Genomic DNA, 25130 nt, shown 5'->3' with positions numbered 1-25130 from the left:
TGTAGGCAATTTGTGTAATCAAAATGCTCTTAACTATAAAACCGGACGGATGGAAATCCTGAAGGCGGCAAACAATTAACCAAATACTTATTCAAAATTATTCATAATGAATATGAAAAAATCTTTACAGCTCACCTGCTTATTGCTCTATGCATCCACAGGTTTGTATGCAGCTGCACCAATCGATCATTTTAATCGTGCAGTTTCTTTCCATTCTGTTTATCAGGATGCGATTAAAGGAACCGTAAAAGATGAAACGGGCGCTACCCTACCAGGTGTAACCATTACTATAAAGGGCGCGCAAGGCGGCACACAAACCAATACTTTAGGCCAATATAGCATAACGGCTAAAACGGGCGATGTTTTGGTGTTCTCGTTTATCGGCTACCAGAGCAAAGAAGTTACTGTAGGTACGCAAAGTACCATTGATATTACTTTAGCCCCTGACGCTAAAAACCTTGAAACCGTAGTGGTAACGGCGCTGGGGATTAAAAGATCGGAAAAATCTTTAACTTATACCACCCAGCAAGTATCGGGCGAGGAACTGAACAAAGTAAAAAGTCCTAACCTGGTAAATTCGTTAAATGGTAAAGTTGCCGGAATGACGATTAGTCCGAGTTCTTCGGGTGTTGGTGGTTCGGCCAAAGTAATATTAAGGGGTAGCCGTTCGGTGAGCGGGAACAACCAGCCCTTGTATGTAATTGACGGCGTGCCAATCAGCAATAACGGTAACGCCAATGCACAGCAGAACAGTGTTTTTGGTGGCGGCCAGGATGGTGGCGATGGTATATCAAACTTAAACCCCGATGATATCGAAAGTTTAACCGTGCTGGAAGGCGCATCTGCCGCAGCCCTTTATGGTAGCCAGGCACAGAATGGTGTTATCTTAATCACAACCAAACAAGGCAAAGCCGGCAAAACACAGATCGGTTTTTCGTCGAGTTTAACTTTTGATAAAATTGCTTACAAACCCGAATTTCAAAACAGTTATGACCCTGCATCTACCGCAACCAGAGACAGCTGGGGACCAGCAATTAACAACACCACTGATAACCTTGATCAGTTTTTCCAAACAGGAACAAATGCGACCAATTCGGTCAATTTTTCTGGCGGATCGGAAATTGCCCAAACTTATTTTTCTTATGCCAATACTTATGCAAGCGGTATACAGGAAGGCAACAAGTTAAACAGGCATAATATTAACCTGCGCGAAACAGCCAAGTTTTTAAACAACAAATTAACGGTTGATGGAAATGTAAATTACATTAACCAACGTATAAACAATAGTCCATCAATTGGATTGTACAACAACCCGCTTGTTGGTCTCTATCTTTTCCCAAGAGGAGTTGATATTACACCGTACAAAGACAATTATTTGTTATCAGGAAATGTAGGTACTGCGCGCCAGAACTGGCTAGGTGGTTCTGCAGATATTAACCAGAACCCATGGTTTTTAACCAACCTTAATCCAAATACCGCCATCAGAAACCGCTTTTTATTGAGTGGAAATGTGAAATATGAGTTTACGCCATGGTTAAATCTTCAGGTAAGGGGAAATATAGACCGTACTACAGATGATTTCGAAAACAGACGTTATTCGGGCATAAACGGAAACTTTAACTCAAATGGTAGAGGATACCTATCTCAGAATACTCAAACTTACATTCAGAAATATGCCGATGCGATATTAAACGTTACGGTGCCGATGAAAGATTCTGACTTTAAGATTAACGGATTGATTGGCGGTAGCATTAACGATCAGAAAACGACGGGCTTATCTTTAGCAGGCGATTTGAGTGCAGTTGATTTATTTACAGCAAATAATACCATTGTGGCAACAGCAGGCACCTATACTTCTGATGTATTGAACACCACAAAAGCAAATGATGCTTTACACAGCCAATTGCAAGCCGTATTTGCAAACGCGAATTTATCCTATAAAGATTGGGCATTTTTAACTTTAACAGGTAGAAACGACTGGTCTTCAAACCTATCATTTACCCCAAATGTTTCTTATTTTTATCCATCGGTAGGTTTGTCATTCATCGTATCGCAAATGGTTAAATTGCCAGAGGCGATTACTTATGCCAAAATAAGAGGTACTTATGCAGAAGTGGGTAACACCGTGCCAGCATACTTAACCTTTATCCAAAATACTTTGGGCAATGGTGGTGCACTTACCATCAACACCAACAGGGCATTTGCTGAGTTAAAACCAGAAAGAACAAAATCTTTCGAGATTGGTACTGATATGCGTTTTCTAGCCAACCGTTTAAACTTTAGCTTTACCTATTATAAAACAAACACCAAAAACCAATACATTCCAGTTAAGCCAGCTCCTTCTGGACTTGTTGCAACAGGGTATTTAAATGCAGGTGATGTTCAAAATCAGGGCATACAATTTACTTTAGGGGCTGATGTATTAAAAGGCGATGGCCTTAACTGGAATACATCCATTAACGGATCGTTGAACAGAAACAAAATTATTGATGTAGCGGCGGCGCAAGGTTTAAATTCGATCGATTTAACAGGTGGCGGAAACAATGCATATATCTCGCGTATAGCTGCAGGAGGGTCTTATGGTGATATTTATGGCTACACCTTACAAAGAGATGCAAATGGCCGTATCGTACTAAATGGTGATGGAACTGCTGCAAACCCGTACTTTCCGGTTAAAAGTGCAGATTATAGCCTAATAGCAAACGCAAACCCTAAATTTCAGTTGGGTTGGAGCAACAGTTTCAATTACAAAGATTTTAGCTTAAGCTTCCTGGTAGATGGTAAGTTTGGGGGCAAGGTGCTTTCGCTAACCGAAGCATTAATGGACCAGGCAGGAGCTTCAAAAGCATCAGGTGATGCAAGAGCGCAGGGCGGTGTTAAAATTGATGGTGTAGATGCCAGCGGAAAAGCAGTTTCGGCAACGATTAACCCACAAAGCTATTATTCTTTCTTAGGTGACAGAAACGGTGTAACTGGCGAGTATGTGTACAGCGCTACTGTGGTGCGCCTGCGCGAAGCTTCAATAGGTTATAATTTACCTTTAAAAGGAACATTTAAAAGCATGCGCCTTTCATTAATTGGTAGAAACCTCTTCTATTTCTACAAAAAAGCACCTTACGATCCGGAGGTTACCATGTCTACCGGTAATGGTTTATCGGGAATAGATGTTTTTAACCAACCGGTTACCAGAAGTTTTGGTTTTAACCTTAATGTTTTATTTTAATCCGAACAAACATGAAATCGATATATCATTCATCTCAACATAAAATTAAAGGCTTGTCTTTAGTTTTGCTTTTAGCCGTTGCCGGCCTAAATCAAGGCTGTAAAAAGAACTTTGAAAGTTTTAACACCAACGATAATTTACCGACTACTGAGCAGAGTTTAGCCTTATTGCGATCGGCAATTGGCCCTATTCAGCAAAATATATTTTCTAACTACCAAATTGCACAGAATTTAAGTTCTGATGCTTTTAGTGGGTACATGATGGCTCCAACACCATTTGGCGGGGGTATTAATAATATGAACTATTCGCTTAATAATGGCTGGAATGAAGCCGGTTTTAACGATCAATATACCAATGTGATGGCGCCAATTTCTAAAATTGCCATATCACCTTTAAAAGCAACTGCGCCAGAATCGTGGGGTATATCGCTTTTAGTACAGGTAATTGCGATGGATAGGGTAACCGATAAATTTGGTCCGATTCCGTATACACAGGCTGGTAAATCATTAATTTCTCAAGCTTACGATGATCAAAAAACGGTTTATACCGAATTTTTTAAACAGATTGATACAGCAGCAAATAATCTGCAGGCTTTTATCACAGCAAACCCTGGCAAAAAAGCCTACTACGATTCTGGTGATCTGGTTTATGGAGGAGATGTTTCAAAATGGCTTAAATTAGCCAACTCGTTAAGGTTACGTTTAGCCATGCGCATTGTTAAAGTTGATCCGGCTACAGCAAAGTTGCAGGCAGAAAAAGCAATGGCTGCAACAGGTGGATTAATGACTGTACCAAGCGATAATGCGGCTGTTGCACAATCGGGAAACAGAAATAACGACCTTTGGAATGTAACCGTAAATTACGATGGTGATAACGCAATGGGCGCAGCATTACAATCGTACCTGGTTGGTTATTCCGATCCACGTTTATCAATATACTGTACACCAGCTACCGATCCTCTTTTTGCAGGACAGTATGTAGGAATCAGATCGGGAGCGAATACTTCTTTTAACGGTTTGGGCAAAGCTGGGTACAAAACCTATTCGAGTTTAAATTCTTCTGTACCAGATAATTCAAAATCACCTATCGGACAAAAAGCACCACAAATATTAATGACGGCTGCTGAAGTTTGGTTTTTAAAAGCTGAAGCGGCTTTACGCGGTTGGGCGGGTGCAGGAGATGCACAAAGTAATTATGAAACAGGTATAACTACATCAATGCAACAATGGAACGCTAGTATTGGTGGCTACCTAACCGATGCGGTAAGCAAACCAACAGCTTATGTAGATCCGAAAAACCCAGCTAACAATGCAGCCCCAGTAAGCACCATTACCATTAAATGGGATGGGGCTGCATCTAACGAAGTGAAATTAGAGCGGATTATTACGCAAAAATGGTTAGCTATTTTTCCTGATGGAGCTGAGGCCTGGGCTGATTTCCGCAGAACAGGTTACCCAAAACTGTTTACAGTAGCCAACAACAATAGCGGCGGTACAATCAATACCCAATTGCAGATTCGCAGATTGCCATATCCAACAGCAGAATACGGCAATGGAAATAAAGATGAGGTACGTAAAGCCGTAACCTTGCTTGGTGGCCCTGATAATGGTGGCACCAGGCTATGGTGGGACGTGAATAAAGCGAACTTCTAACACACAAATACCACCGGGTAGGATAACGAAAGTTGTCCTACCTTTTTTATATCAAACCAATTTCTAACCAAAATTTTTAAACCTATGAGAAAACTAACCGTTTTCGGCGTACTGCTGTTAACAGCTTTCGCCCTGTTGTATGCTTGTAAAAAAGCCAATTCTGAAAAAGAAGACAACTCTTTGAGCACCAAAGGTACCGCCAGAGCTGCGACCAATGCCTCCGCCCTGGCCTTAACTGGCCCATTCATGACCGCCTATGTAGAGGTAAACAGCAACAATTTTGTAAACCCAGGTTGCTACACCTACGGCACTTCAGCTAGTCAGTTATTTGGTGTTTCTGTTATTTTTGCTGCCAATATCAATTCGGTAAATGGCGTACCAACTTTGTATTTCAATCCACAGGTACAAGAAACTTTAAATTCAGGCAAGGTGGCATACCTTAAATCATTAGGTATAAAAGTAGTACTAGATGTACTCGGAAACCACCAAAATGCAGGCTGGGGTTGCTTTACCACTTACGCACAGGCCGATGCCTTTGCCATTCAATGTGCCAACGCCGTACAACAATATGGCTTAGATGGAATTGATATTGATGATGAGTATTCTGCATGCACCGCAAATGATGGCTCGTTGGTGCTAGCAGCAGCAGCACTTAGGGCACGTATGGGCGCTGATAAACTCATTACCATGGCTGCATTTAATCAGGCCAATTATTTTACTTCTACTTATAACAACCAAAAACTAGGCGATATTTTAGATTATGTATTTGAGCAAACTTACTTCTCTACAAATTATGCCGGCCGTTTACAGCCTTACATTAATGCTGGCGTACCTAAAAGTAAATTGGGTTTAGGAACAGATTTAGGCAATAGCGATCAGGCAGCTGTAGCCACTTATGTAAAAAATAATGGTTTGGCCAGTGCCATGGTTTACAACGTCGCCAATAATTCGCAAACTAAGCTATCGGCCATGTCTAACGTACTATATGGTGCTGCAACTGCTGTAAAACCAAACTGTATTGATGGCAATGGTGGTACACCGCCAGCAGTCGGAAACCGATCTTTAGTTTTTGATGGAACAAATGAATATTTAAATTCGAATACTTTCAATCTTGCAGGCAACAGCTTAACTTACGAAGCATGGATTAAACCAGCTGCTTTTAAAGCAACTGCTCCAAATATCTCCACTATTATGGGGATTGAAGTGAGCGATGCCAATGTGGCTTTACTTCGTTTGGGTGATGCTTCTCTAGCCAACAATAAAGTGCAATTTGTATTGAATACAGGTGGTGCAACGCCTAAAAAGCTAAACTCCGCTACAGCGCTAAGTACTAATACCTGGTATCATATCGCGGCAACATACGATGGCTCGACCATGAAAATCTACATCAATGGCACTTTAGATGCCAGCATGAGCGCTACTGGTACTATTGCTGCTAACGGCACATTCCAGATTTCGAGAAGCTGGGATGCCAACAGAGGTTTTAATGGTCAGTTCGATGAAATGCGGGTTTGGAAATCGGCATTGGCACAGTCGACAATTTCAGCTAATAAATGCAGTGTAAGTGCTACAAGTACCAACTTAGAGGCTTATTGGAAATTCGACGAAGGTACTGGAACCACCATTGCAGACGCAACAGGGCATGGCCACACTACAAGCTTACTTAATATGGAGAGCACCGATTGGTCTACTACTGTTCCTTGTTTATAGATCCTCCTCAAAACAGTTATATTACCTAAAAAACCTAAGAGGTTGTATCATAAATATCGAATTGTCATCCTAAGCTTGCCTCAGAACGAATTGATTTTAACATTATGATACAACCTCTTTTAAAATCCTCCTCTTCTTTTCCTATATACGCTTTTCTTTAGTAAAGCGTTTCTATAACTTAGGCCTTAGCTTCAAAATCAATATTATATCGATTTAGCGATTTGCTTACTAGCATACCATTTCTATCTTTGTAACCGTTATCTTTGCACGGATACAGATATAGGTTTAGAAAACTGTGATTTTTTTTCATGATTAAAATAACAAAACTGTACTCGTTTTTGTCCCCTTTTTGGAATAGGATGTGTAGTAGCACCCGTAGACACTATTTGAAGGTAGAATATAATTTTTAATTTTAAACGCTTAATTTTACCCGAATGGATATCTTATCATACCTATTAGAACTCTTGCAGCAACGCAAAGAAGTTGGTATTACCGGCTTGGGCACCTTTTATAAAAAGAAATACCCAGGAAGATACGATAAGGAAAAACAAACGTTTTTGCCTCCCGGATATACGCTGCAATTTTCAGCAGAAGTAACAGAAGAAAACGCTTTAGCCAATTTCATTTCAGCTAAAACAAGCATCAGTGACGATGATGCCCGTAATCACATTGCCCAGTTTGTTGAAGAAGTAAATCAAAAATTAGAATTAGACCATGAGGCCGAGTTACAAAATACCGGCCGCTTATTTTTTACCGAGCAAGGATTAGGTTTCGAACCGGTTAAAAATATGAACTATGGTTCTGAATTTTACGGTCTTCCATCATTGGCAGAAACCGTAATTGAGGAAATAAAAACTGATTTACCTCAACAAGAGGAAGAAGTTTACGACGAAATTGCTGAAGCACCAGTGGTACCATCTCCATTTGAGAATAAATCATATCAGGCTCCGGTAATCGAAAATGTAGAATTGGATGAAGTTAAAGATGATCTTAAAAACACTTTAAAACATTCAGAAACTCCTTCAGAAGAAATTATTGAAGCACCAGAATTTATTAAGGAACAGCATGAAGAACATCCTAACCGTTTTGGTCATACACCAGAATCGGAAGTAGAAAATATCGCCGCCGAACATCAGGCAATTGAAACACCTGAATCTGCTGAAGCACAAGATGAAGCAAATACTGCTGAAAATACACCTAAAGAAGAGGTAGAAAATACTAACGCTGAAGCTGTAGAAGTTCCCGAATCAGTTGTGGCACAGCATGAAGAGCATCCAGACCGTTTTGGTCACACGCCCGAGTCGGAAGCAGAAAATATTGCTGTTGAACAACCCGCTATTGAAACGCCTGAATCTGACGATGTACGAGACGAAGTAATTGCTACAGAAAATATCCCAGCGCCTGAGGAAATCAATACCGTGGAGGTACCAGAAACCGTTATTCCACAAAATGAACCTTCGAGCCGTTTCTCACTTAGGTCGGAAACGGAGGAACCTAAAACATACATCAATTTAGAAGACGAAGCTAAAAAAGAAGAACCTGTAATTGAGGCCCCTGCATTTATAAAAGAGCAGCATGCAGAGCATCCTAACCGTTTTGGTCACGATCCAATAGACCATGATGACGAAACACGACAAGGTATGTCTACCTGGTTGATGATTACAATTGCAGTGTTAGCTTTGGTTATTATTGCAGCGATAACCTATTTGGTTAAACCAGAATTATTTACCGGTGAAACAGCTCAAGCAGTAAAACCGGCACAAGTAATTGTCGATTCGCCGAAGGTTGTTGTTGATACCCTAAAAGCAAAACAGGATTCTATAGCCAAAACAGATAGCATTTTAAAAGCAAACCAGGTTCAGAAAAAAGCAGATACAGCTAAAAAAGTAGCGGTAAAACCTGTAGCTAAGCCAGCTACCGAAACACCAAAAGAAAATAAAGTTGTACCAAACACTGGTCCTTCTACGTTTGATGTTATTGCCGCATCCTATAAAACAGTTGCAGGAGCCGAAAAATATATTTCCATAGTTAAAGCCCGAGGTTTAAATGCTAAAATTGCAAATATGGCAGGCCCGTGGAAAAAAGTTAGCATTGCAAGTTTTAAAACACAAAAAGAAGCTGAGGAGCAGAAAGATATTTTGCAGAAAAAACTAAAGGGAAAAGGGTTTTACGTACAACAAATATTTAACAACACACAACCATAATGATAACTTTATTAATTCAGGACACCACACAAGCATTACAAGACACAGCAAATGCGGTTAACCAAGCAGTAACACAACCACAGCCAGAACTACATTTTATCGATCTGCTTTTTAAAGGCGGCTGGGTAATGGTTCCATTGGCTTTTTTAGCATTGTTAGCCTTAGTTATTTTTTTTGAACGTTATTTAACCATTAAAAAAGCAACCAAAGACGAATCGAACCTAATGGGTCAGATCAGGTCGTATATCCAATCGGGAAATTTAGAGGGCGCTATGTCGCTTTTAAGAAATAATAACTCTCCCCTTTCGCGCATGTTGCAAAAAGGTTTAAAACGCATTGGCCGCCCAATTAAAGATATTGAAGGCGCGATTGAAAATGTTGGTAAACTAGAGGTTTCTAAATTGGAGAAGAACATCAGTATATTGGGTATTGTTGCAGGTATTGCACCAATGCTTGGTTTCGTAGGTACAATTGTGGGGGTAATTACCATTTTCCACCAGGTATCAATAAAAGGTGCAATTGAAATCGGAACCATCTCTGGTGGTTTATATACCAAAATGATTACTTCAGCAACCGGACTGATTATCGGTATTATCGCTTACGTACTGTATCACATTTTAAACATTATGGTCGAAAAAATCATCCTTAAAATGGAAACCGATGCAATTGATTTTATTGATTTACTAGAAGAACCAGGCAAATAATGAATTTACGCAAAAGAACAAAAGGATCGGTAGAAGTACATACTTCAGCGTTGAACGATATTATGTTCTTCCTGATGCTGTTCTTCTTATTGGCCTCTGCAGTGGTAAATCCTACTGTGGTTAAATTGCTGTTGCCACAATCATCAAGCGGACAGCAATCTACCGCCAAGAAAGCAGTTACCGTTACGATAGACGAAAACCTTAAATATTTCGTTGAAAAAAAACCAGTTAGCATTGAAGAATTAGAACCAACATTGGCATCATATCAAAAATTGGCACCAGATATGACCATTCTTTTATATGTATCGCGTAACGTGACTTATCAGGATGGATTTGTTGTAAACGATATTGCCAATAAATTAAAATTAAAACTTGTTGTAGCCGTTGAGCCTAAAAAATAATGAACTACAAAGCACAAAACGTACCTAACGAGGAAAATAATTACCCTAAGGCCATTGCCATAGCAAGCGGAATTATGGGATTTTTGTTATTGATCAGCTTTTTTATCGTGATTGGCTCGTTCCAGCCACCTGAAGAAGTGGGTATGGGTGGTATGGTTGTAAATTATGGAACTTCTGCAGAAGGAATGGGCGATGATTATACCAGCATTGAAGAACCATCGGCTGATCCAAACGCCAATGGTAAAGCGCCTGATAAGGTAACACCAGAAGAAAAAGTGACCCCAACTACCGCTACCGAAAATACTGAAAAGGAAATCCAGACACAAAATACGGAAGATGCCATTGCCGTAAATACTAAACCTACAAAACCGACTACTGCGGCACCAACTCCGGTAACTGAAGATAAGCCGTCTAAACCAGTGATTAATCAAAACGCGCTTTACAAAGGCAAAAAAAATACTGGTCAGGGTCAGGGAGATGGGACTGGAAAAACACCAGGAAACCAAGGTGATAAAGATGGTGATCCATTGGCATCAAATTATGGAGAAGGTGGTTCTGGAAATGGCAATGTACAGTTATCATTAGCCAGCAGAAAATTCATCGATATCCCTAGAATTCAGGATGATGGACAAAGCGCAGGAAAAATCGCCGTTCAAATCCGCGTAGATAAAAATGGTAAAGTGGTTCAGGCCCGTGCAGGTGCAAAAGGCACTACTCTATCTGATTTAGCACTTTGGCGGAAATGTGAACAGGCGGTATTAGGTGCGAGCTTAAACAAATTAGAATCAGCACCCGATGTACAAACCGGGATTGTAATGTTCAACTTTAAAGTGAAATAAAAAATATCTATGGTCTGTGTCTTCACAGACCATTTTTTTGTTATCATTTATTGTGCTGTCAGATATTACTATCTGACAGAAGACTTATCTCCTCAAAATTTTCGACAAACAATTATTACCAATTATAACCTGATTATCGGTCAGATGGTAACATCTGACAGCACATCCAACACCATAACAAATTACTTCGCATAAGTAATTAATCAACATAGTTTAACGGGCTATCGAATCAAGGTAACCGATCCCTTTTTAATTATTCTTTTATTTTCCTGAGTTGTAAACGATGCCACCCAAAAATAGACTCCTACGGGAACTGGCTGTCCTTTATAATCACCATTCCAAGCGTCATATAATTTATTTGAAGAAAAGATAACTACTCCCCTTCTATCGAAAATTTGCATCTGAAAATTAAAAGCCCTACTTCCCTCTTTCGCTTTAAAATCGTCATTTATATTATCCGAATTGGGGCTGAAAGCATTCGGAAATGAAATGTCGTTACAGGCTTCTGTTTCTAAAGAAACATCTAGCTCATCTACAATACAGCCATTAAGTTTGAGAATCGAAAAGGTGTATTTACCTTCGTACAAACCCGAAAAAACGTAATTACCTGGATAAACTACTCCATTATACTTGAGGTTATAATCAGCTGAACGGTTACCAATAGAAAATGAGATTTCCCCAGTTAAATCGCAAACAGGGTTTTTAGCATTAACAATCGAATGGGGTTTTGTTAACGAGTAATCTGGAACCACAACAGTTCTATATTCTGCTGGTGCACCACCAGATGCTTTTACTTCAATATCGTAGCTACCCGGACTAAGCATATTAAAAACACCTGTATTATTAGATGTTGAATTATTAAGTGTGAATGTATAGGTTTCTGGAATTGCTGGAGAATTAACTTTTATAAAGCCTTTTCCAAGAACATTACATTCGGCAAGCATCTCGATACTATTGATAACAATTGGACAGGGTTCGTATACTAGCTTTTTATTTAATTCATCAACAATACAGCCGTTAAGTTTTAAAATGGTAAAACTGTAATCTCCTTCAATTAAATCCGAAAAAATGTGGTTGCCAGGATAAACTAGTCCTTTATATTTCACATTATAATCAGATGAATTACTACCTATTGAAAATGATATTTCTCCCTTCAGATCGCAAGCAGGATTCTTAGCATTAATCTTTGTAAGCGGTTTAGTTAAAGAATAATCAGGTACTTCAATAGACCTATATGCTGCTGGCGCACCACCAGATGCTTTAACCACAATTGTGTAAGTACCAGGATCAAGCATATTAAAAACACCGGTATTATTTGATACTGAATTATTAAGTGTAAATGTATAAGTTTCTGGAATTGGTGGGCAATTAACTTTTATAAAGCCTTTTCCAAGAACATTACATTCGGCAAGCATCTCGATACTATTGATAATAACTGGACAAGGTTCGTATACTAGCTTTTTATTTAATTCATCAATAATACAGCCATTAAGCTTTAAAATGGTAAAACTGTAATCTCCTTCAATTAAATCTGAAAAAATGTGGTTGCCCGGATAAACAAGCCCTTTATATTTCACATTATAATCAGATGAATTACTACCTATTGAAAATGATATTTCTCCCTTCAGATCGCAAGCAGGATTCTTAGCATTAATCTTTGTAAGCGGTTTAGTTAGAGAATAATCAGGTACTTCAATAGTCCTATATGTTGCTGGCGCACCACCAGATGCTTTAACCTCAATTGTGTAAGTACCAGGATCAAGCATATTAAAAACACCGGTATTATTTGATACTGAATTATTAAGTGTAAATGTATAAGTTTCTGGAATTGGTGGGCAATTAACTTTTATAAAGCCTTTTCCAAGAACGTTACATTCGGCAAACATCTCGACACTATTGATAATAACCGGACAAGGTTCGTAAACCAATTCTACATCAAACTCATCAATTAAACAGCTCTCTTTATTCAGCACAACAAAATGATAGTTGCCTATCTCCAAGTTAGTGAATTGATGATTATAGGGCAAAACATCATTTTTAAATTTTATCCTATAATCATTACTACCGGCAAAAGCATTAAACTGAATATTTCCTTTAGCGGCACAATCAGGATTTATTTTAGCAAAAGAAAATTCTGGTTGTAGTTGCTTGTAATCTGGCACAATTATGTCAGTTTCTAATTCATCTTCATCAGAAATAATTTTAATATGATAGGGCCCAGGAATTAAATTTTTGAATGTTCCGGTGGTATTGCTTAAATCATTATTTAAGATATAAGTATAAGCTGCTACATGTGGCTTTGTTAAAATACTAATTATTCCTTTGTGAAAAACATCACATTGTTGTTTTACCTCAGCCTTATAGAATTGGATTTTACATTTATCCCGTCCGACAATAAGATCCTGTTCATCAACCTTGCATGCATATTTATTTACAATTTCAAAGTGATTCGTATTACCACTTATTAAATTAGAGAATGTACTATTTAAAGGATACAACTTCCCATTGTATCTAATTTGATAACTGCTGTTTTGTTCAGGAGTATTAAAAGTAATTTCACCAAGGGTTTCGCAAAGCTGATTTTTGATCTGCCAGCTATAAATAGGTTTTATCAAATTAACCTCAGGAACATCAACTGTCGTGGTATAGGAATCGGATGCAGAGATGATGGAAAGTGTATATTGACCTTTGGATAAGCCGGTAAACTTACCTGTTGCATTGGTAACACCATTTAAAGTATAGGTAAAATCTTCAATATGAGGCGCGGTAATAACATCTACATTGGCTGTGTTTCCCAAAGTACAATCTTGGTTTATATCTACATGATCAAATTCTATCCCAATAATGCTCCCATCTTCAACCATACTTGCGGCATCTAGAATATTATAAGGAAGCGTCCCTACCACACCAACCATTTTTTGATTTTCTATATCAAATTCGATAATATTGGTTTGAGCACCAGAATTTGCCAATCCATAAACTGTGTTTTTTCTGAGGCCAGTTGAAACACTAACGATCCCATAAAGGGGTAAATTTGCAGGCAATGGAATATGAAGGGTACTTTTATTAGGTTCTTTAACATTAATCTTCACTATCCCTTGATATGCTGCCATATAAAGATCTTTTTTATAAAAACAGACATCTCCTGTGGGTGAATAATTCAGTAAACCTAAGGCTTCTGATTTTCCTGTATTAATATCTGTATTGAATAAATAACCAGAACAATAATATAACTTATTATCCGCTCCAAGGGTAAGTGAATTTGAGCCAGACATACCTAAAAATAAACGCCTGCAATTTTCAATACTGTTCTCTTTTACATCCGCAGTGTATATTTCTGAATTTCTGAACCAAAATAAATTATTCCTGTTCATAGCGATCGAAAAATACTGATCACCAGGTGAGCATCCGACTATTTTTGTAGATTTTACCCCTTCGCTTGTAAATTCAACTTTATAAAGGTCGCTTGCTCCCTTAGAATAATCCATAGAACTTACATAAAAAGTTTGAGCTGCAAGTTTAAAAAAGCAAGCTAAGAGCACGAAAAGGATTAGACTAAATTTATTAATCACTATTATTGAGACCGTTAGATACCTGCAAATATAACAACATAACCTTACAAACTAAATCGCTACTAAACACTTTTAAAGTAATCACCTAACTTTAATATTAAAAACTTAGAAATACCAGTTTTAATAAAATCTGCTTATTTCGTTCCATAATAACTCCAGTCAACTTATATTTGGCACATATTATGAACTACCAACAAACGCTTGATTTTTTATACAGTAAACTCCCCATGTTTACCCGCGTTGGCGCATCTGCTTTCAAAAAAGATTTAACCAATACCATCATTCTTTGTGAAGCTTTGGATAATCCGCAGGATAAGTTTAAAAGTATCCATGTGGCGGGTACAAATGGAAAGGGTTCTACCTCACACATGCTGGCTTCGGTACTGCAATCGCAAGGATATAAAACAGGATTGTACACCTCTCCCCATTTAAAAGATTTCCGCGAACGCATCCGCATCAATGGAAAAATGATCAGCAAAACTGAAGTGGTGTCATTTGTAAAAGAACAGCAAAAACTCATCGAAAAAACCGAGCCTTCATTTTTCGAAGTCACTGTGGCCCTTGCATTTGATCATTTTGCCAAACATAAAGTTGATGTGGCCATAATTGAGGTGGGTTTAGGTGGAAGGTTAGATTCGACCAATATCATTACACCGCAAATTTCGGTCATCACTAATATCAGCCTTGATCACATGAATATGTTGGGCAATACGCTAACCGAAATCGCTCGTGAAAAGGCGGGTATCATTAAAAGGAACATTCCGGCTGTAATCGGCGAAACACAAGCAGAATTGGCTCCAGTTTTTGTCAGTAAGGCAAAAGAAGTAGGTGCTCAGATTGTTTTTGCTGATGCGGAGTTAAGGGCTCAGGATTTTAAGATCAGGAACAATATGCTTTCCCTATCTGTTTATCAGAATAGTGAAATTAAATACAAGGATCTTCAAAGCGATCTTACCGGCGTTTACCAGCACAAAAACATTTTAACCGTTTTAAAAACCCTCGCTGTACTTAACGAGAAAACGGAAATTAAAATCGATCAGGAAGCGATTTACAAAGGAATAAGCCAGGTTAAAAAGCAAACCGGTTTACAAGGACGTTGGCAGACTTTGGGTAAAAATCCTTTGGTTATTTGCGATACCGGCCATAATGAAGCTGGCATTGCCGAGGTAATTAAAAACATCGCCCAAACTCCTTACCAAAACCTGCACATTGTTTTTGGAATGGTTAAGGACAAAGATATTTCGAAAGTTTTATCCCTGATGCCTAAAAATGCTACTTACTATTTCTGCAAACCAGACTTAGAACGTGGTTTAGCAGCAGATGAACTTAAAGAACAGGCTGCAACATTTAATTTAAATGGAAACAGTTATGCATCGGTAATCGAGGCAAAAGAAAAGGCCGTTCAATACGCAGATCCAAAAGATTTGGTTTTTATTGGAGGAAGTACATTTGTAGTAGCCGAAGCGATATAAGCAAAGGAGATAAACAACATTTATCTCCTTTGCTTATATAAATTACTGTGCTTCTAAAAGCCATTGCTGATTTGATGATCCAGCACTACCATTCATACTATACTGCACAATCTTAGTACCACTGCTTGTACTACTACCTGGATTGTCTAGAACATAATGATTAGCAAGATTACTTTGGATTACATATTTATTAGCGCCAACAGGAATTAAATTCCAATTTTGATTTGCCCCATTGGTAATGGTGTACTGAATGATATTTCCATTTAATGCCTGCACGCCTCCTGCAATATCCAGTGCTTTATTGCTATTGGCATTAACAACAATATAACTTGTTCCCTGTGTGTTAAACTTCCATTTTTGACCATTTCCGGTGGCACTGGTACTTTGAACTAAAAAGGCGCTATTAGCGGTACTGTTATTTTCTATGGCGAGATAAAGCCCACTCGACGCGTTTTTTATCTTATACCAGGTACTTCCCGAAATACCATTGGTAACCGGCACTGTTAACGGGGTTGAATTCTGGTTAAAAATATCGGTAAGGGTAATTCTAACTGAATAAGTACCTGTGCCTAGGCTGCTGGTAATCGTCACAGATCTTTTTTGCGGCAATACTTCATTTACAGTATTAACTACAGTACCTGATGAATTCAATAATTCAATTTTTGAAGAAAGCTGAGGGCTTTTTAGCTGATTATTTATCCAGTTTACCGTAACCGTATTACCATTGGCAACAGCCGTTGCAGATTGTACCTCACCAATGGTTAATGTTGGTGTAGTACCCTGATTGCTTTGTGCCGGAAGACTTAACGTTCTTCCTGTACCAAAACCGGCACTCGGCTGGGTATTTCCTCCATGTTCCATAAAATAAGCATCTTCAGTAGTATCATAGCCTGAATTAAAAGCCCTATCGTAAATCCCATTTCTACCCTCATCTCCTGCATTGGCACTAAAACTTCTACTGGTATGTTTTTCCCATGTATTGCTTGTATTTAAATTCCAACAATCCTTAAAAAATGCTTTTCTAACATACCTTCCGTCATAATCAGGATTAGTTCCAACCCAGTTTTCTAAGAATGCATCGTTACTCGACCCCAGGAAAGTAGTGCGCTCAGGAATAGCCAATGTACTGGTATGAAACCAAACACCACTCGATTGATTTTGGATGAAAGTACCTATATATAGCTTTCCATCTCGTTTCCACGCCCTTAAGGCTATATTATACCAGGTATTAAGTGCCCATTGGTAGGGATTAATTGTTTTATATCCATCACCCTCTCCCCCGAATCTACTGCTAATGGTTTGTGCACCGGTATAAGCCACTTCAGAATAGATCCCCCCAGAAGTATTTGGATCCCACAATGAGGATATAAGAATGTTTGGTGTTCCAAAAGAATTATCAGGTGTTTGCTGTAAGCCTGCATAGCCGCCAGAATAATTATGAACAGAAAAATATTCGGCATAGGCAGATTGTGTAATTTTTATTTTATGTAGTTTAGCAATAGCATCAGAAGGAAAAGAAAAATATAAATGTTCTGACGGAGCAGCATTTTCTCCGCTTACAAGAGCTGTATTTACCGAACTCTTTTTGGGTATCGATAATTGGGGATTTTCAGCAATAATGTTTTTCTGACAAGACAGAATGCTAAATAACAAGATAATCCAAGCCGGTAACGACAAGGAAAAAGTAGTAAATGGTTTCATAGTTTTTTAAGGTTAGGTATTAATTTATAATTGATTATTAAAACTACCAATTAAACAATGCTGTTATTTTTTTTTGTCTACACAAACGATTGAGTGCCCTTCTGAGCTTCAAACAATTCATTAACACCCTAAAAATGAGATAGCTAACCTCATTTGAATAATTTTAAAACTTCAAAATCAAAGTATCAAACCAATTAACCTCTTTTTGACTCGTATCAATAAGGCAAACGTTTGCGCATAATTAATCCTACATACATAGATTAGCGTGTAATTTGCATTAGTTTCTAAATCTTTACATAAACTTCAAAATATCTTCACTTAAAAGTTATTACTTTAGCCTTTTAACTAAAACACAATGAAGAAAATATCCTGTCTAATCTTTTCCATTTCTATTTTTTCGATCGCAATCACCTCAGCCCAAACTAAAAAACCTTCCACAGCACAACCTAAAGCATTCCCTACCGAGGTGGCCCGTCCTAAATTGGTGGTTGGTTTAGTGGTTGATCAAATGCGTTGGGATTATTTATATCGCTACTATAACCGCTATACCAATGGTGGCTTTAAAAGATTAATTAATGAAGGTTTTTCTGTAGAAAATACTTTTATTCCTTATACACCAACTTATACTGCCTGTGGCCACACATGTATCTACACAGGCTCTGTTCCGGCTGTACATGGTATTATCGGTAATGACTGGTACGATCCTGAAACCAAAAAGAATGTATACTGTACAGAAGATTCTTCTGTATCTACTGTTGGGAGTACACCATCTTCTGAAGGAAATATGTCGCCAAAAAATATGCTAACCACTACCATTACCGATGAACTGAGGTTAGCTACCAATTTTAGAGGTAAAGTAATTGGTATTTCATTAAAAGACAGGGGTTCGATCCTTCCTGCCGGCCACGCGGCAAATGCAGCATATTGGTATCAGGGTAGCACCGGAAACTGGATTACCAGTACTTATTACATGAAAGAAGTACCAACATGGATTGCCGATTACAATAAATTGAAATTGGCAAACAAGTTCTATGCAAAAAACTGGGAAACATTGTATCCAATGAATACCTATGTTAATAGCACAGCAGATGAGAAAGCATACGAAGGCAAATCGAGCACATTCCCTCATCAGCTCACCCAAAATATTGATAAAAATTTCGATGTCATCAGAAGCACGCCTTATGGTAATACCATCACGTTAGATCTTGCCAAATTAGCGATCCTTTCTGAAGATTTAGGACAAGATAACATTACCGATTTCTTAGCTGTAAGTTGCTCATCTACTGATTATGTTGGTCATGCTTATGGTCCGAACTCAGTGGAAGCAGAAGATACTTATTTACGTTTGGATAAAGATTTCGAAGCGTTTTTCAACTACCTGGATAAAAAAGTAGGTAAAGGAAATTACACGGTATTTCTAACTGCCGATCATGGTGCTGCGCATGTACCAGGCTTTATGCAAGAAAATAAAATGCCTTCAGGCGTAGTGAGTGACCGTGACATCGCAAACAAATTAAATGCTTACTTAAATGATAAATTTAAAGTAAACAATGTGGTTTTAAAATCTCAGAACAATCAGATCATTTTCGATCATGATAAAACCGATAAAGGTGATGTAAGTTTCGATGTAATTAAATCGGCATCTGTAGAATTCTTAAAAAGATTAGACGGTTTCCAAAATGCAGTTGATATTGCTAAAATATCGCAAAGCACACTTCAGGAAATCCAGAAAATGATGATTACCAATGGATACAATGCCCGCAGAAGCGGCGATATCTACTATGTTTTACAACCAAACTGGTTTAACGGTGGCAGCACAGGTACCACACACGGAAACTGGAACCCATACGATTCGCACATTCCATTGGTTTTTATGGGCTGGGGAATCAAAGCCGGAGCATCTAATAAAACACATTACATGACTGATATTGCACCAACCTTAGCGGCTTTGCTACATATTCAAATGCCAAACGGAACCGTCGGGGAGCCAATCACCGAAATCACCAATAAATAATTTACAAAAAAACTATGCCCACCAGCATAGTTTTTTTGCTTTAATGAAGTCGTCATCTCGACTGGAACGCAGTGGAATGGAGAGATCTATCATCATAGATTTCTCGACTCCGCTACACTCCGCTCGAAATGACGGTAGCTTGAGGTAGGCATATACATCAGGTTCTCATTCATCAATATTGATTTTATACATAATTCAAACTCAAAATGACGATAACTTGCTAAATTTCTTACTTTCTTTATTTTAGATCATGTCAACATACATCGCAACCAAACTTACACCCATGCTCGAATCGCATGATATGCAAGCAACACTAAAGTTTATACAGAAGTATTAAACTTCACTTGTGATGTAAAACTTGACGATCTGAGTTGGTTAACCCTCCGAAAAGATGAGATCGAAATTATGTTTTGTTCTCCAAACAAGCATCGCAATATCCCTAAATCAATTATGAGCGGTTCGCTTTACATCAATACAAACGAGGTAACTACACTCTGGAAAAGTTTAAAAGATCAATGTGAAATCTGTTACCCACTCGAAATTTTGACTATGGTACGAGGGAGTTTGCCATTTACGACAATAACGGCTATTCATTGTAATTCCAAAAGCCATAACGGTATAGGGTATTCGCTGTTTAAACTCCTTATTTTAGTACATTTGCATACCAAATATATTTGGACAAGGATCGGTTATTTGAGCATACTGATCCTTTAAATCCTATCATATGCAACAAGTAGAAATATATAAGCCCAAAAATAAAATCCGTTTTGTAACTGCCGCTTCCCTTTTTGATGGACACGATGCAACCATTAATATTATGCGCCGTATCCTCCAATCTTCAGGAGCTGAAGTCATCCATCTTGGCCATAACAGATCGGTTGATGAAGTGGTAAACTGTGCCATTCAGGAAGATGTTCAGGGCATTGCAATGACTTCCTATCAAGGCGGGCACATTGAATACTTTAAATACATGTATGATCTCTTGCAAGAAAGAGGATCAGGCCACATTAAAATATTTGCAGGTGGCGGTGGCGTAATTTTACCTTCAGAGATAGAAGAACTCCAGGCTTATGGAATTTCTAAAATTTACTCTCCAGATGATGGCCGTAAGATGGGTTTGCAGGGCATGATCAACGATATGCTGATCAAAACCGATTTCATCACTAAAGCCAGCATCACTAACGAGCTCGAAACTATTCCTACAAAAGATATTAAAGCCATTGCCGGGGCCATTACCGTTGCAGAAAATGATCCCGAAGGGGCACAGAAATTTGTAGATGAATTAAAAAAATTATCCAAAAACAACACCGCTCCTATTTTAGGCATCACCGGAACGGGCGGAGCCGGAAAATCATCACTGGTAGATGAGCTTGTCCGCCGTTTCCTGGTAGAAGTGAAAGATAAAACATTAGCGATTATCTCTGTCGATCCTTCCAAAAGAAAAACAGGCGGCGCTTTATTGGGCGATCGTATCCGAATGAATGCTATCAATAACCCGAGGGTTTACATGCGTTCTTTAGCCACCCGGCAGGCCAACCTTGCACTATCCAAAAACGTTCAGGAAAGTATCGATATCTGCAAAGCCGCAGGTTACGATTTAATTATTGTAGAAACCTCTGGAATTGGCCAGTCGGATACCGAAATTACCGAACACTGTGATGTTTCCCTATACGTAATGACCCCTGAATTTGGTGCAGCTACACAGTTGGAGAAAATCGACATGTTAGATTTCGCTGATCTGGTAGCCATTAACAAATTTGATAAAAGAGGTGCATTAGATGCACTGAGAGATGTGCGCAAACAATACAAACGCAACCACAATATTTTTGATGCGAAAGATGATGAAATTCCTGTTTATGGAACCATGGCATCGCAATTTAACGATCCGGGAATGAATAACCTCTTTGTGGCATTAATGGAGCAAATTAAGGTAAAAACCGGAACCGATTTCAAGGCTAAAATGGAACTCACTTCCGACCAATCAGAGAAGATTTATATCATACCACCCGATCGCATCCGTTACCTGGCAGAAATTGCCGAATCGAGTCAGATGTATAACGAATGGGTAGATAAACAGGCTACCATTGCCCGGAAAATGTATCAATTGAAAGGTGTAATCGATTTGGCCGGTGATATTAATTCCCCCTTCCTACGAGGGTCTCCGCCGGACGGGGTGTTAAAAAGCTTAAATGCAACATACTCTTTCTTCGAGGAACAATTAGATGGCGAATGCAGGCGTTTATTGCGCCAATGGCCAGATACCAAAAGAGCTTACAAAGAAGAGTTTTTCATTTATAAAGTCCGCGATAAAGAGATTAAACAACCTTTATTTTACGAATCACTTTCAAAACTGAATATCCCTAAAGTGTCTTTGCCAAGATATGAAGATTGGGGTGATATTTTAAGATGGTTGCTAACCGAAAATCTTCCAGGCGAATTTCCTTATGCAGCAGGTGTATTTCCGTTAAAAAGAGAAGGCGAAGATCCGACACGGATGTTTGCTGGGGAAGGTGGGCCTGAAAGAACCAATAAACGTTTTCATTATGTTTCTTTAGGTCAGCCCGCACACCGCTTATCTACTGCCTTTGATTCTGTTACCCTTTATGGAGAAGATCCGCACATTCGTCCTGATATTTATGGCAAAATCGGAAACTCGGGTGTAAGTATTGCCACTTTGGACGATGCTAAAAAACTCTATTCGGGTTTTGATCTTTGTGCCCCATCCACTTCGGTATCCATGACCATTAACGGTCCTGCTCCGATGTTACTGGGCTTTTTCATGAATGCAGCAATCGATCAGCAATGCGAAAAATACATTATCGAAAACGATTTAACTAAGGAAGTTGAAGCTAAAATTGATGCAATCTATAAAGCAAAAAATATACCGAGGCCAACCTATAATGGCGCATTACCAGAAGGAAACAATGGCTTAGGTTTAATGCTTTTGGGCCTTACAGGAGATCAGGTTTTACCTGCCGATATTTATGCCCAGATCAGGGCTAAAGCCATTAACTCAGTTAGGGGAACCGTTCAGGCTGATATTTTAAAGGAAGATCAGGCACAAAATACCTGTATATTTTCTACAGAATTTGCCTTGAGGATGATGGGCGATATCCAGAAATATTTCATAGAGGAAAAAGTGAGGAACTTCTACTCGGTATCCATTTCGGGCTATCATATTGCAGAAGCAGGTGCTAATCCAATTTCCCAGCTGGCCTTCACTTTAAGCAATGGATTTACCTTTGTAGAATATTATTTGAGCAGAGGCATGCACATCGATGATTTTGCCCCTAACCTGTCTTTCTTCTTCTCTAATGGAATCGATCCGGAGTACGCCGTTATCGGTCGCGTAGCCAGAAGAATTTGGGCCAAAGCCATCAAGAATAAATACAAGGGAAATGACCGCTCGCAGAAGCTTAAATACCACATCCAAACTTCTGGCCGTTCGTTACATGCACAGGAAATTGATTTTAATGATATCCGTACGACTTTACAGGCCCTTTATGCCATTTACGACAACTGTAATTCGTTACATACCAATGCTTATGATGAAGCCATTACAACGCCTACAGAAGAATCTGTAAGAAGGGCTATGGCGATCCAATTGATTATCAACAGAGAATTGGGGCTAGCAAAGAATGAAAATCCTTTACAAGGTGCTTTCGTCATCGAAGAATTAACTGATCTGGTAGAAGATGCTGTACTTGCCGAATTTAAACGCATCAACGATCGTGGTGGGGTATTGGGTGCGATGGAAACGATGTACCAGCGCGGAAAAATTCAGGAAGAAAGTCTGTATTACGAAACGCTTAAACATACAGGCGAATATCCTATTGTAGGCGTAAATACCTTTTTAAACAAGAATGGTTCACCTACTATTGTTCCTGGTGAGGTAATCCGCGCTACAGAAGACGAAAAACAATATCAGATTTCGGCATTACAAAAATTCCAGGACCGAAATGCAGATCGTGCTCCAGATCTCTTGAAACAACTTCAAAAATCGGCTATTGCCGGCGACAACATCTTCGAACAGCTCATGGAGGTTTGTAAGGTATGTTCATTGGGCCAGATCAGCAAGGCGCTTTACGAAGTTGGTGGCCAATACAGAAGAAACATGTAATAAAAAAGCCCTTATCGATTTGATAAGGGCTCATATAATTTTATTAACTAAAGATTCAAAAATCTAACCAGCAATCCAGGTAAATTTATAGTCTATAGTAGGGTTTTTCATTCGCTCGGCAACACGTAATAAACGTGAAGGTAAAGCCATAATATAATCACGGGCTTTTTCACCAGCTTCATTTAAATCGCGCATACCCTCAATTTTCCAGTCTTCAATCAACTGTTGCATAATTTCAACATAATCAACCGCAGTATAAACACCTAAACGTTGCGCAGCATCTGTAAAGTGACCAAATGTTTGGCCAATTTTCAAACCTACCTCACGTAAGAAATGGGCTGGCATTACAATTTTCTTACGCATCATATCTTCGAAAGCCAACATTGCTTCATTAGGATCAACCTCAAAAATACGGTTCATGAAATCTTTATAAGCTTTTGCATGTCTGGCCTCGTCTGACGCAATTACACCACACATTCTAGATAATAACGTATCACCATCTTTTTTAGCCAAAGAAGCTACTCTTCTGTGCGATACATTGGTAGCCAATTCTTGAAAAGAAGTGTAGATAAAGTTACGGTATGGATCATGCCCGGTACCAATATCGAAACCATCAGCAATAAGATACTGTGTAGAAATTTCCATTTGGCGCATATCTACACGGCCTGATAGGTATAAATATTTATTTAACAAATCACCATGACGATTTTCTTCTGCAGTCCAATGGCGAACCCATTTCATCCAGCCACCTTCTTCGTCCCTACTATGTCCATCAACCATGGCTAACCACGATTCGTATGTTGGTAAAGCTTCTTCAGTAATGGTATCGCCAATTAAAACGGCCACTAAATCGTAAGAAAGATCTTTTGCGTTATCCCTCAAAATTCTTACATCTTGATAAAATGTTTCACTAGTAGAATCTGGTAAAAAATCAGAAGGTTGCCAGTTGGTATCGATTGGTTTCAAATAAGTTCCCATCGACTCCAGCATATATTTTTCAATATGCAACATTACTTCCCTTCTTTTATCTGCAAAAAAACTCATTACTTATACTTATATTTTTGTTAAAAACAAAGATAACCAAATATTGTGGCAAACCTTGTGATATTAACATATTTAGCGCTAAATCAGTTTTAAATGTGGCTAAAATTATCAACAATGGCACAAATGGTTTTATTTATTGTACACAAAGCGTTTATGGAAGAAATATAGAGCGCTTACTCTTCGGTTTGTTATTAGGAGCGCAGTAACAGTAACATATAGGTTCGGTTCCGTCCTGCTGTACGCTGCAATCCTTTTTGGAAACCCTTGGGATAGACAATCTACCGCTGCCCAAAAGGGATTTCCGCTGCCATCACGGCTATTGAACCTGGGACGGAAGGTGTAAAAACTCAGCGGAGATCAGCATAATCAGCGGGAGCAGTGCCTTAACCCATCTTAACTCCTTAATGGTGAAAACAAGATAGGCATGGCTATAAAATGCTTTTAAACGAAGAAAACCCTTCAACATTGCTGCTG

13 protein-coding genes are annotated in these 25130 nt (G+C 38.7%); 10 read left to right on the top strand and 3 right to left on the bottom strand.

Annotation, left to right across the window (positions count from 1 at the left end):
• Positions 1 to 112: 112 nt before the first annotated feature.
• The 7 genes from LQ201_RS25110 to LQ201_RS25080 all read left to right on the top strand — a co-directional run bounded on the left by LQ201_RS25110 (position 113) and on the right by LQ201_RS25080 (position 10733).
• Positions 113 to 3223 carry a SusC/RagA family TonB-linked outer membrane protein gene (locus LQ201_RS25110; RefSeq protein ID WP_230146446.1) on the top strand — a complete coding sequence of 1037 codons (3111 nt, stop codon included), beginning with the start codon at positions 113 to 115 and terminating at the stop codon, positions 3221 to 3223.
• Between the two features lie 11 nt (positions 3224 to 3234).
• A complete protein-coding gene (locus tag LQ201_RS25105; RefSeq protein WP_230146447.1) occupies positions 3235 to 4875 on the top strand; it encodes a SusD/RagB family nutrient-binding outer membrane lipoprotein in 1641 nt (546 codons plus the stop codon).
• Positions 4876 to 4959: 84 nt separating this feature from the next.
• On the top strand, positions 4960 to 6585 hold the full coding sequence (locus tag LQ201_RS25100; protein WP_230146448.1) for a LamG-like jellyroll fold domain-containing protein: 1626 nt from the start codon (positions 4960 to 4962) through the stop codon (positions 6583 to 6585).
• 434 nt (positions 6586 to 7019) lie between these two features.
• Positions 7020 to 8789: an SPOR domain-containing protein gene (locus tag LQ201_RS25095; protein WP_230146449.1), complete on the top strand. Its 1770-nt coding sequence runs from the start codon at positions 7020 to 7022 to the stop codon at positions 8787 to 8789.
• Positions 8789 to 9493, top strand: a complete 705-nt coding sequence (locus LQ201_RS25090) for a MotA/TolQ/ExbB proton channel family protein (RefSeq protein ID WP_029279915.1) — start codon at positions 8789 to 8791, stop codon at positions 9491 to 9493. Before LQ201_RS25095 ends, LQ201_RS25090 begins: the two co-directional genes overlap by 1 nt.
• Positions 9493 to 9894 carry a biopolymer transporter ExbD gene (locus LQ201_RS25085; protein WP_025144642.1) on the top strand — a complete coding sequence of 134 codons (402 nt, stop codon included), beginning with the start codon at positions 9493 to 9495 and terminating at the stop codon, positions 9892 to 9894. The genes LQ201_RS25090 and LQ201_RS25085 overlap by 1 nt, the downstream gene beginning before the upstream one ends.
• Positions 9894 to 10733, top strand: a complete 840-nt coding sequence (locus LQ201_RS25080) for an energy transducer TonB (protein WP_215130675.1) — start codon at positions 9894 to 9896, stop codon at positions 10731 to 10733. The genes LQ201_RS25085 and LQ201_RS25080 overlap by 1 nt, the downstream gene beginning before the upstream one ends.
• A gap of 221 nt (positions 10734 to 10954) precedes the next feature.
• Here LQ201_RS25080 and LQ201_RS25075 read toward each other — a convergent pair whose 3' ends face one another.
• Positions 10955 to 14221, bottom strand: coding sequence for a gliding motility-associated C-terminal domain-containing protein (locus LQ201_RS25075; RefSeq protein WP_230146450.1), 3267 nt, complete (start codon positions 14219 to 14221; stop codon positions 10955 to 10957).
• Positions 14222 to 14487: 266 nt separating this feature from the next.
• On the opposite strand from LQ201_RS25075, the gene LQ201_RS25070 reads away from it, so the two are divergent.
• Complete coding sequence (locus LQ201_RS25070; protein WP_230146451.1) at positions 14488 to 15777, top strand: folylpolyglutamate synthase/dihydrofolate synthase family protein; 1290 nt, start codon at positions 14488 to 14490, stop codon at positions 15775 to 15777.
• A gap of 42 nt (positions 15778 to 15819) precedes the next feature.
• Here the strand turns inward: LQ201_RS25070 and LQ201_RS25065 are convergent, their stop codons facing one another.
• A complete protein-coding gene (locus LQ201_RS25065; protein WP_230146452.1) occupies positions 15820 to 17478 on the bottom strand; it encodes a DUF3472 domain-containing protein in 1659 nt (552 codons plus the stop codon).
• A gap of 355 nt (positions 17479 to 17833) precedes the next feature.
• On the opposite strand from LQ201_RS25065, the gene pafA reads away from it, so the two are divergent.
• On the top strand, positions 17834 to 19492 hold the full coding sequence (gene pafA / locus LQ201_RS25060; protein ID WP_230146453.1) for an alkaline phosphatase PafA: 1659 nt from the start codon (positions 17834 to 17836) through the stop codon (positions 19490 to 19492).
• Between the two features lie 724 nt (positions 19493 to 20216).
• Complete coding sequence (locus LQ201_RS25055; protein WP_230146454.1) at positions 20217 to 23612, top strand: methylmalonyl-CoA mutase family protein; 3396 nt, start codon at positions 20217 to 20219, stop codon at positions 23610 to 23612.
• 63 nt (positions 23613 to 23675) lie between these two features.
• Here the strand turns inward: LQ201_RS25055 and LQ201_RS25050 are convergent, their stop codons facing one another.
• Complete coding sequence (locus LQ201_RS25050; RefSeq protein ID WP_131032039.1) at positions 23676 to 24656, bottom strand: acyl-ACP desaturase; 981 nt, start codon at positions 24654 to 24656, stop codon at positions 23676 to 23678.
• Positions 24657 to 25130 lie beyond the last annotated feature (474 nt).

This window comes from Pedobacter sp. Bi126 (assembly GCF_918698245.1).
Lineage (GTDB): Bacteria > Bacteroidota > Bacteroidia > Sphingobacteriales > Sphingobacteriaceae > Pedobacter.
The sequence above is the reverse complement of the archived record's forward strand: the minus strand, read 5'-3'. Positions and strand labels throughout refer to the sequence as shown.

Excerpts from the sequence above, each read along its gene's own strand:
- LQ201_RS25110 (WP_230146446.1), top strand. The coding sequence starts at position 113 with ATGAAAAAATCTTTACAGCTCACCTGCTTATTGCTCTATGCATCCACA.
- LQ201_RS25105 (WP_230146447.1), top strand. The coding sequence starts at position 3,235 with ATGAAATCGATATATCATTCATCTCAACATAAAATTAAAGGCTTGTCT.
- LQ201_RS25100 (WP_230146448.1), top strand. The coding sequence starts at position 4,960 with ATGAGAAAACTAACCGTTTTCGGCGTACTGCTGTTAACAGCTTTCGCC.
- LQ201_RS25095 (WP_230146449.1), top strand. The coding sequence starts at position 7,020 with ATGGATATCTTATCATACCTATTAGAACTCTTGCAGCAACGCAAAGAA.
- LQ201_RS25090 (WP_029279915.1), top strand. The coding sequence starts at position 8,789 with ATGATAACTTTATTAATTCAGGACACCACACAAGCATTACAAGACACA.
- LQ201_RS25085 (WP_025144642.1), top strand. The coding sequence starts at position 9,493 with ATGAATTTACGCAAAAGAACAAAAGGATCGGTAGAAGTACATACTTCA.
- LQ201_RS25080 (WP_215130675.1), top strand. The coding sequence starts at position 9,894 with ATGAACTACAAAGCACAAAACGTACCTAACGAGGAAAATAATTACCCT.
- LQ201_RS25075 (WP_230146450.1), bottom strand. The coding sequence starts at position 14,221 with ATGGATTATTCTAAGGGAGCAAGCGACCTTTATAAAGTTGAATTTACA.
- LQ201_RS25070 (WP_230146451.1), top strand. The coding sequence starts at position 14,488 with ATGAACTACCAACAAACGCTTGATTTTTTATACAGTAAACTCCCCATG.
- LQ201_RS25065 (WP_230146452.1), bottom strand. The coding sequence starts at position 17,478 with ATGAAACCATTTACTACTTTTTCCTTGTCGTTACCGGCTTGGATTATC.
- pafA (WP_230146453.1), top strand. The coding sequence starts at position 17,834 with ATGAAGAAAATATCCTGTCTAATCTTTTCCATTTCTATTTTTTCGATC.
- LQ201_RS25055 (WP_230146454.1), top strand. The coding sequence starts at position 20,217 with ATGCAACAAGTAGAAATATATAAGCCCAAAAATAAAATCCGTTTTGTA.
- LQ201_RS25050 (WP_131032039.1), bottom strand. The coding sequence starts at position 24,656 with ATGAGTTTTTTTGCAGATAAAAGAAGGGAAGTAATGTTGCATATTGAA.